Source organism: Endozoicomonas acroporae, assembly GCF_002864045.1.
GTDB classification, from domain to species: domain Bacteria; phylum Pseudomonadota; class Gammaproteobacteria; order Pseudomonadales; family Endozoicomonadaceae; genus Endozoicomonas; species Endozoicomonas acroporae.
Genome location: NZ_PJPV01000061.1, coordinates 55,309 through 63,579, shown reverse-complemented (window position 1 = coordinate 63,579; position 8,271 = coordinate 55,309). Strand labels below are relative to the sequence as shown.

Genomic DNA, 8,271 nt, shown 5'->3' with positions numbered 1-8,271 from the left:
CGCCAGTAGTAACATCAATCCCTCAGCAAGGACTTCCAGTAAGGGCAAGCATACCAACTCAAGGGAACCAGGTTGCCAACAGTCGCATTCAAGGGCCGCTATCTAACTTTGACGCGGCAATGGAAGCTCTGGACCGTTTTCGCGAACTGGGAAATGCAGAACTTGAACTGCTGGAACCCCACCGAAGCCGAATGACTTATGTTGAATTAAGCACTGCTATCTGCAAAATGAGCTACGCAGTGGATTCAGAAACACGGAAAGAATGGACTGAAGCCAGCGAGAAAAGGAGAAGAGACCCACTTGGGCTTGATGAAATAGTGGAATGGGATTTGGATTCATTGGCGACATTGGATTCATTGGCGACAGAGTCAGAACTGGTCAACAACGATGACTGGATGGAAGAGTTCCTACAAGGGCTGTGATATGCATTAAGAAGGTCTTGAAACTGTTGGGACTGCATAACAGAATCTCCCATTTCAGGGCTTTACGACAGTTTAGACTCATCAACCCTTAAAGAAAACATAGCCTCCTACAAGGATAAACCAGTTGCCCTGACACAAGCATTTTACGGTTAAAATGGCAACATACGCAGGTTAAATGGGCGCTTACCCCGGAACCGTCCCTTACAGTTATCCTCTTTATTGGCTTTTCAGGCTGATTTCTTAGTTGTGAACTCGCGGTTCAGGGAATAATAAGAAGAGGGTCGAAGACCTCTTTTATACTACCAGATGATATCGTTACAAGTCTTGATAGCATCTTTCCGTTGTTCGCGGGACATTTCCTCAGGCTTCTTACGGAAGCCAAATTTGTTGGATACAACGGCCCAGTTCAAGGCCGCCTTATCACCGGCGAAGTTATGGTAGTAATCATCCGCCTTGGACTTGAAGATAGCCGCCAGGAGGGGGTTATCCTCCAGTTTGGCAATCTCCACGCACGAACGAACGCGGGTGTAGAGAGCCTTCTCAAGGCGAGGTGCATCCGCCATAGCCGTGGATGATACAAGCAGTGCAGCGATAATAAGCTTTTTCATTTAAAGCTCCTTAATAAGTTTGATAAGACGGTCGAAACCTTGGTTATTCTTGAATTGCTCCAGAACCAGTAAAATCCCTCGTCATTTTATAGGATGAAAATTCAAACGAAATAAGTTGTAATACCAATAATAAAAAAGGAAACCCAAAGATTTTAAAGCCACGACAATCGTATTGGGTTCGCTAAAAGATTACTGTCTATTTCAGGATAACACCCGACTCAGACTCGCTCTGGAGGTTTCCTGTCAGTTGGAAAAAAATTGACCTGGGCATTATTTGTACCGCTGGTGCAATCGTTCAAGTCGCTGCATTTTCACCGTTATCTCTGTCGATAGAGCCCTGGTGGTGTCGATCTGTCGTGAACGTGCCTCAATGCAAAGCTGCCAGCTATTCAGCAATTGCCAATGAAACATTGCCCGATTGATGACTTGTATGCCCGTATAGTGTGACCCGGTTTTAGTGTTTTGGGCCACTGTCGCACTGCCTGCCGTATCCAGTGTTTCGATTAATCGATTATGTTTTTCCAGTACTTCAAGCTGACGACGGATAGCACTCAGTCGCTGTTGATGTTGCAGTTCTTCAAGATGGAGCAGGCGGTTAATCAGTTTTTTGCGGATGGCCATGACGAAGTCCGGAAATTAACGCTTTTAACTGCTGAACACTGTCTTCCAGCGTCTCTCGCTCTTCGATACCTTGCTGCAAATACCCCAGCATACCCGGCTCAGCAGCCATGGCCATATCCATATCCGTGTCATTACCCGGTTGATAGACCCCCAGTAATTTTAATTCACTCCCTTCGCGGGCTTTTTCTAATAGTCGTCGGAAGGTTAACGACATCTTGAGGTGTTCATCGGATACGGATTGCGGCATCGTCCGGCTAATGGAGGTCACCACGTCAATAGCTGGATAGTGCCCGGAGATTGCCAACGCATGGCTGAGTACCAGATGGCCGTCCAGAATTGCCCTGGCGGATTCACTGATGGGGTCCGTATCCTGTTCCCCTTCAGTCAGAACGGTGTAAAAGGCCGTTAATGAACCACTGGATTCATAGCCATTACCCGCCCTCTCAACTAACCGGGCAATCATATTAAATGCTGATGGCGGGTATCCTCTGGCTGCTGGTGGTTCACCGGTAGCCAGACCAACTTCCCGGCGAGCCTGGGCATAGCGGGTCAGCGAGTCCATTAATAACAGGGTGTGATGTCCGGTATCCCGATAGTACTCCGCAATACGGTGTGCCACCAGCGCAGCGCGCAGCCGCATGACCGGTGCATGATCGGCAGGGGCGGCAACAACAATTGAGCGCTGAAGACAATGGTCATTGATGTTCTGTCGGATAAAATCACCAACTTCCCGCCCCCTTTCACCAATCATGGCCAGTACCACAATATCAGCGCTGGTATTTCTGGCAATCATACCCAACAGCGTACTTTTGCCTGAACCGCTGCCGGCAAACAGACCAATACGTTGCCCTCTGCCAATGGTCAGTAATCCATTAACAGAACGTACACCGACGTCTAATGGGGTGGCAACCGGGCAGCGTTGCAGTGGATTGATAGGATGACTGTGAAGGCGGATATTAGCGCTACCTGCTGGCTTAGGCTTGCTGTCCAGTGGTCGGCCGGCACCGTCAATAACCCGTCCGAGCAGGGCATCACCCACCAGAATGGATGAGTTATCCCCCATCGATGTGACTCTCGCGCCGGGGGATAACCCATCATGGTACTCAATCGGCATCAGCAGCAGCGTATTTCTGTCAAAGCCAACAACCTCTGCTTCTACAGTAAGACCACCACTTCCCTGAACGAGACACCGCTGACCGGTCTGCATTCTGCAGCCCGCTACTTCCATAATCAGCCCGGATACCTTGATCAGCTGACCGGACGAGCGCTGAGGCGTCAGCATGGTGACCTGTTCTCCGGCAGACATCAATTGTCGGATTAACCGGTCCCAGAGTCTGGTTCTGGTATGGTCGGTTATGTCAATCGGAGGGGAGGGAAGTGATAACAGGGACACGATCGCATCAACTTTCCACTAATAACTGTTCATGCACAGTATCAATGCAGGCCATAACACGACTTTCCACCGTGGCATCAACATCGCCAAGATCGGTAACCAGACGACAGCCACCTGCTGTTAAACCATCATCCTCCTGGATAGACCAGCCTTCGGGTAACTGTTTGATGATCGGGTCTATCAGGGGGCGATCCACAGGATTGATCACCAGTTGCCCTCCTTTAATGTCCGGAAGCATGGACATAGAGTCGGTAATCAGTTGATGAATTGACGCTCGCGAGGTCGCCAATTCATGGTTGACTACCTGCCTGACCACTTTGCTGATCAGTCCGATCAGCGGTTGGCCTAAATGCAGCAGGGTTGATTGATGCAGGTTGTACAACTCATTCCAGAGGCTATTGATCAGAGTCAGCCATTGTTCCGCGCTGGCTTTCTGCTCCATCTGTGATTCCTGCATTCCAGCCAGGTGTCCGGCCTCAAAACCATTCTGATAGCCTTCCTGATAGCCGTCCTGTAAGCCACGTTGCTGACCTTCAGCATACCCGATGTCTTCTGCTTTACGACGATGGTCAATGTGCCGTTGCCGGGCTCTTCGAACAATCTGCCGCAGTATTTGAAAGTTAATACCGGTCGGTGGTTGCGCAGGCGTCTGTTGCCCGGTGCATTGGTCCTGTTGATAACCTGACGGTGGGAACTGATAGCGCTGGACGCAATGCTGTCCAGGTTCTGAGAGTTCCTTTCCTGTCCACCCGGAGTCCGATGGAGCGGGCTCGTCATCACGGGTTTTATTCCAGCCAGCACTTTGTATTTCAGTGCTTTGTCTGCATGCTGTGGTCTTTACCATCGGGTTACTCCAGCATTACTTCATTGCCACGGAGCATTTCAATCTCTCCGCTTTTCAACAGATCATCCATCACCTGCACCACTCTACGCCTGGCCTCTATGACTTTACTCTGTGGAACGGCACCCAATGCCGCTACTTCTTCCCGCAGGTAGTTAGCCGCTCTTTTACTCATGGACTGATAAATATGATGACGAACCTCCTCTGTTTCCCCTTTAAGCGCCATGACTAAATCCGCTGGATCAACTTTGGCAATCAGCCTGGCAATGTTCTCCATTGAAAGATCAGTGACTTGGGCAAATACCAGCATTTGTTCTTCTATTCGCAACGCCATGGCGCTGTCAGATTGCTTCAGGTTGAAAAGCACTTGTTCCTTTGATTCAGTATCAAAAAGATTCAGAATGTTAGCGACCTGCTGCTCACCGTTAACGGGCAGCAGGTGATCAATCGCCTGTTCATTAAGAAAGGATTGCAGAAAGGTGACAATGGCCTGCAAAGATGCCTGGGACAAGCTGCTAATATGGGCAATCCTTTCCAGAATACCCTGTACTCGTTCCCGGGGAAGCAGGTTAATGACATCCGAGGCCTGATCCGATTGCAGGCAGGCCAGCACAGCCGCCTGAAACTGCTCCGGCTCATCTCTGATCATGGCAGCCAGAAGCTCCGGCTTCATTAACTGCAGCCCGGTCAGCGGCTCCCGGTGGCTGTCAGGAGGATTTACCAGACAGATAGCCTGTTCTTTACCCAATGCCTTTTGCAGGACCTGCCGCATCTGGATCTGATAATCACCTAACAATAGGCTGACATTGGCATAAGACTGCTCAAACTGATTCAACATCATAATCAGCTGATCACGATTCTTTACTCGCATTTTTTCAGAATACTGGCTGATAACTCTTATTTCACCGGGTGTGAAATGTTTTATCACGTTAGCAGCAGCCTGTTCACCCAGTAATAACAGAAAGACGGCAGCCTCTTCTCCAGAGCCGTAACTAGCGGTCAGGCTCTGTGAGCGCTCAGGCTGCTTTGTTTTTGACTCAGCCATTAGCGTGGTTCCTCTTGATCCACTCTTTTAATACGGCAGCAACTTTTTCCGGCTCATCCTGAGCCAGCTCCCGGTATCGGGCAACCTGCTCCTCCAGAGTGACCGGAGGCCGGTCAGCGGGTATTTCGTCATTGGCCACTGATGACCTGGGCTGCTCCGCCATACCGGAGACGGTGGCCCTGTCACTGTCTGTCGACCCGGGCGATGTCAACCGGTCAGCACGTAAGAGCCTTCGACAGCCCAAGACTATAAACAGCAGGAGTGCGACCAATAATATCAATTGCAGAACTTTGTTACCGAGGTCAAGCCAGCGATGGAAGCTCTTCTTGTCGGTAGCGGGCAGAGGCGGCGGGACGCTGGCAAAAGGGAGAATGGCAAGGCTCACGGTATCTCCCCTGGATGCATCAAATCCTGAAGCTTGCTTGATCAGTGTCGTTAACCTTGCTTCACTGTCAGGAATCGTTGTTTCGGGTTTTAACCTGCCATCGTCAATGACCACGGCAATGGTTAATCGCTTCAGTTGGCCGGGATATCGGGTTTCGTTGCTGATCTGGCGACTGACCTCATAATTACGAATCACCTTCTGTTTACCGACTTCTTCCTGTCCGGATTCAGGTGCTGGTGTCCCGGGAGCAGGAACCGAAGGTGCTTGCCCGATGGTGGCTGGTTTGTCCAGCAAAAATGGCCTGCCTGACTCGACCGATTCACTGCGTAACACCATGCTGTTTGGGTCAAACTGTTCAGAGTTTTGTTCTATTTTGTCGTATGTCAGATCAGCGGCGACATCGACCCGGTAGTAACCCGGGCCGACCACAGCATCAAGAATTTTCGATAACTGCAGCTCCAGATGGCTTTCAATACTGGTTCTGGCCTTAAGATACGCATGACCTGTGCCATCACTGCCAGTGATCAGCGCAGTAGCAATCGCCTGGCTGAGCAGATTGCCATATTGATCAACGACCGTGACGTCCTGTTCATTAAGTGTGGCAATACTGCCGCTCACCAGACGCATAATACCTTCAACCTGGTCCGGTTGAAGCCGCATGCCACTGTAGAGTTCCAGATACACCGACGCCTTGGCCGCAGGGCGGCTCCTGAAAAAGACACTCTGCTCAGGGACTGATAAGTGTACGCGGGCATAGCGAACCGCATTGATACCACTGATCGTTTCGGATAACGACATTTCCAGCGAACCCAGAAACTGCATTTGCTCAACAAAACGACTACTGCCCATAGCTGATGCCTCTGGCATCCATGGTTTTGAGCCAGGAGCGATAATTCCTCCGGCGGCCATAGCCATGCGCGCCTCTGAAAGCTGGTTAGCGTGAACCAGTAGCTGCCCATCGTCCGGGTTGATTCGGTAGCCAATTCCCTGTTTATCCAGAATGTCGATGATTGCTGCCATATTGTAGTTTTCGCCATAGCCATACAACGAGCGAAAGTCACGGTCATGCCACCAGAGGGCCGTATTAATCAGCACGGCAATCAGCAAGGCACTGACCACCAGCAGTATCAGCAGTCTCTGGTTAGTTCCGGAGCCTTCAGGCGTTCCTTTCAATATTGCCGCAAACCAGCCATGCAACTTGTGCCAGTATTTTTTAGATGCCGCACTGATAACCTCTGACGATTGCAGGGAGGTGTTTTTATCCACCGTTTTGCCCACCTTTTGTCCATCAGTGATTCAATTCAGACCCGGGCCTGGTTTTTTACGACAACCTGGCCGGTTCAGGGGAGGAGGTGAAATCAAACGGAATCGAACAGTTCTGACGACTTAATTTACTATTAATAGACGGCGATTTTTACTAAACCTGCTGGTTAAACGTTTCATGATACCCTTCAACAATGTGGTTTCTGACCTGTATCAGCATATTCATGGTCTGACTCGCTTTCTGAATCGACATCACCGTTTCAATCAAATTATCCTGCCCCGCTTCCAGTTCAGCCATGTGCTGTTCTGCCCGCAGCTGGGTACTGTTGATATGATTCAACAGGGTGGCAAAGACACGGGAAAAAGGCTCAGGTTGATGAGCGTTACCACTGACGGGGGTTGGCAATAACTCCGATGGTGACTGCACCTGGAATGTACTGTCTGGAGGCAATATCATTGCTGGATCGGGCATTAGTAATTTACTCGCATACTTAAGCAGTCGCTTATTACTTCAATACACTCAACGTTTACATAATGTTTGAATCTTTTTAAAGATAGATTGTTTACCGGTAGTTGCCATGATTTATGAGGCAGTGAGTTAATGTGGGTCTTCAGACTCTTCCATCGGGCTCTTGTTGGCATCGTGCAACAATGTAACCTCAACTCGTCTGTTTTTATATCGTCCGGCAGCGGTCGCATTACTGGCCACAGGGTAACGTTCGCCATGATGGCGGGCAGTGACGTTGACAGGTCGGCCAATTTTGGCTTCCTTCAGGTATTGTTCCAACTGGTTGCGCACAGCATCAGCCCGCTTTTTTGACAGTTCCAGATTTTGTAACCGGTCAATGGTTTCATAGCTGTCACTGAAGGGCGTATTATCAGTATTACCGTCAATGGTAATTTCGCGGATGTTTTTATCCACCGCTACATAGCGCACAGTATCTAATAACCACTGTCGTTGATGGTTATTTAACAAAAACTGTCCCAGGGCATAATGAAGGTTGTATTGATGCAGCTGTCGGAAGTTTCTTGGCAGTAAGCGGGCAATGCACTCTGACATTTTTTTCATCGCTGGCAACATACCCACCGTGGGAATTCTGACTTCAATGGTGTTACTGGCAGGACTGCTGTTTTGTGACATTTTTTCAACAGTATAGACAGACAAATAACTGCGACTATCAAGCCGGTCAAGCAATTGCCTGACAGGCATTTTCAGTGCCACCTGAAGACCTTTCACCTGAAAATTATCGGACAAAAAATAATCAGTGATCAGCAGTCGTTGGCCGTGCCGGCCCGGTCGATAAATTTCTGATGCTCTTTCGAATGAACCTTTTGAATAGTGCCCCCATGGCTGGGGCATGATCCATACCTGTACTGATTCCGGCCGTGTTGGGTAGAGCGAGGTCTCTAATTCAATAGACTGTTGGTGTCCTGCTTCAGCGATAATAGAAACGCCACCAAATAATGGTACTTTCTGATATAAACGACACTCAAAGTGTTTTTTTTCATGCAGTTGCCAGTCAATATCATCCATAACCACATCATAGAGGCTGGCAGAGACTGGCGAATGGCAGAGGATTGATAATAATGCCATGAAGATAAAAGGGTTAGTAAGTCTTACTGACAGTAAAAAACTCAGCTGTTTCATAGCACATTCTTAGCACAGGGTTCTGTCCGGCAGGATGGAAAAAAA

9 protein-coding genes are annotated in these 8,271 nt (G+C 49.3%); 1 reads left to right on the top strand and 8 read right to left on the bottom strand.

Translation table 11 applies throughout. The annotated features are described in order from the left end of the window. Window positions 1-422 (top strand): hypothetical protein (locus CX664_RS11285; protein WP_180966461.1); only part of this gene is annotated, 422 nt, incomplete at its 5' end. A 299-nt stretch (window positions 423-721) separates the two neighbouring features. Here CX664_RS11285 and CX664_RS11280 read toward each other — a convergent pair. The 8 genes from CX664_RS11280 to CX664_RS11245 form a co-directional block, all read right to left on the bottom strand. Then, the gene (locus CX664_RS11280) at window positions 722-1,030 is read right to left on the bottom strand and encodes a hypothetical protein (protein WP_101746830.1); all 309 of its coding nucleotides are present in this window, start codon (window positions 1,028-1,030) and stop codon (window positions 722-724) included. Window positions 1,031-1,300: 270 nt separating this feature from the next. After that, window positions 1,301-1,651, bottom strand: coding sequence for a hypothetical protein (locus tag CX664_RS11275; RefSeq protein WP_101746829.1), 351 nt, complete (start codon window positions 1,649-1,651; stop codon window positions 1,301-1,303). Then, entirely contained in the window at window positions 1,626-3,044 is a 1,419-nt protein-coding gene (locus CX664_RS11270) for a FliI/YscN family ATPase (RefSeq protein WP_244910647.1), read from the bottom strand. The genes CX664_RS11275 and CX664_RS11270 overlap by 26 nt, the downstream gene beginning before the upstream one ends. A 7-nt stretch (window positions 3,045-3,051) precedes the next feature. Further along, complete coding sequence (locus tag CX664_RS11265) at window positions 3,052-3,888, bottom strand: FliH/SctL family protein (protein WP_101746827.1); 837 nt, start codon at window positions 3,886-3,888, stop codon at window positions 3,052-3,054. Window positions 3,889-3,892: 4 nt separating this feature from the next. Further along, the gene (locus CX664_RS11260) at window positions 3,893-4,930 is read right to left on the bottom strand and encodes a flagellar motor switch protein FliG (RefSeq protein WP_101746826.1); all 1,038 of its coding nucleotides are present in this window, start codon (window positions 4,928-4,930) and stop codon (window positions 3,893-3,895) included. Beyond that, complete coding sequence (gene fliF / locus CX664_RS11255; protein WP_180966460.1) at window positions 4,923-6,581, bottom strand: flagellar basal-body MS-ring/collar protein FliF; 1,659 nt, start codon at window positions 6,579-6,581, stop codon at window positions 4,923-4,925. Before fliF ends, CX664_RS11260 begins: the two co-directional genes overlap by 8 nt. A gap of 151 nt (window positions 6,582-6,732) precedes the next feature. Further along, window positions 6,733-7,050, bottom strand: coding sequence for a flagellar hook-basal body complex protein FliE (fliE, locus tag CX664_RS11250; protein WP_101746824.1), 318 nt, complete (start codon window positions 7,048-7,050; stop codon window positions 6,733-6,735). Window positions 7,051-7,176: 126 nt separating this feature from the next. Then, window positions 7,177-8,226: a MotY family protein gene (locus CX664_RS11245; protein WP_101746823.1), complete on the bottom strand. Its 1,050-nt coding sequence runs from the start codon at window positions 8,224-8,226 to the stop codon at window positions 7,177-7,179. Window positions 8,227-8,271: the final 45 nt, after the last annotated feature.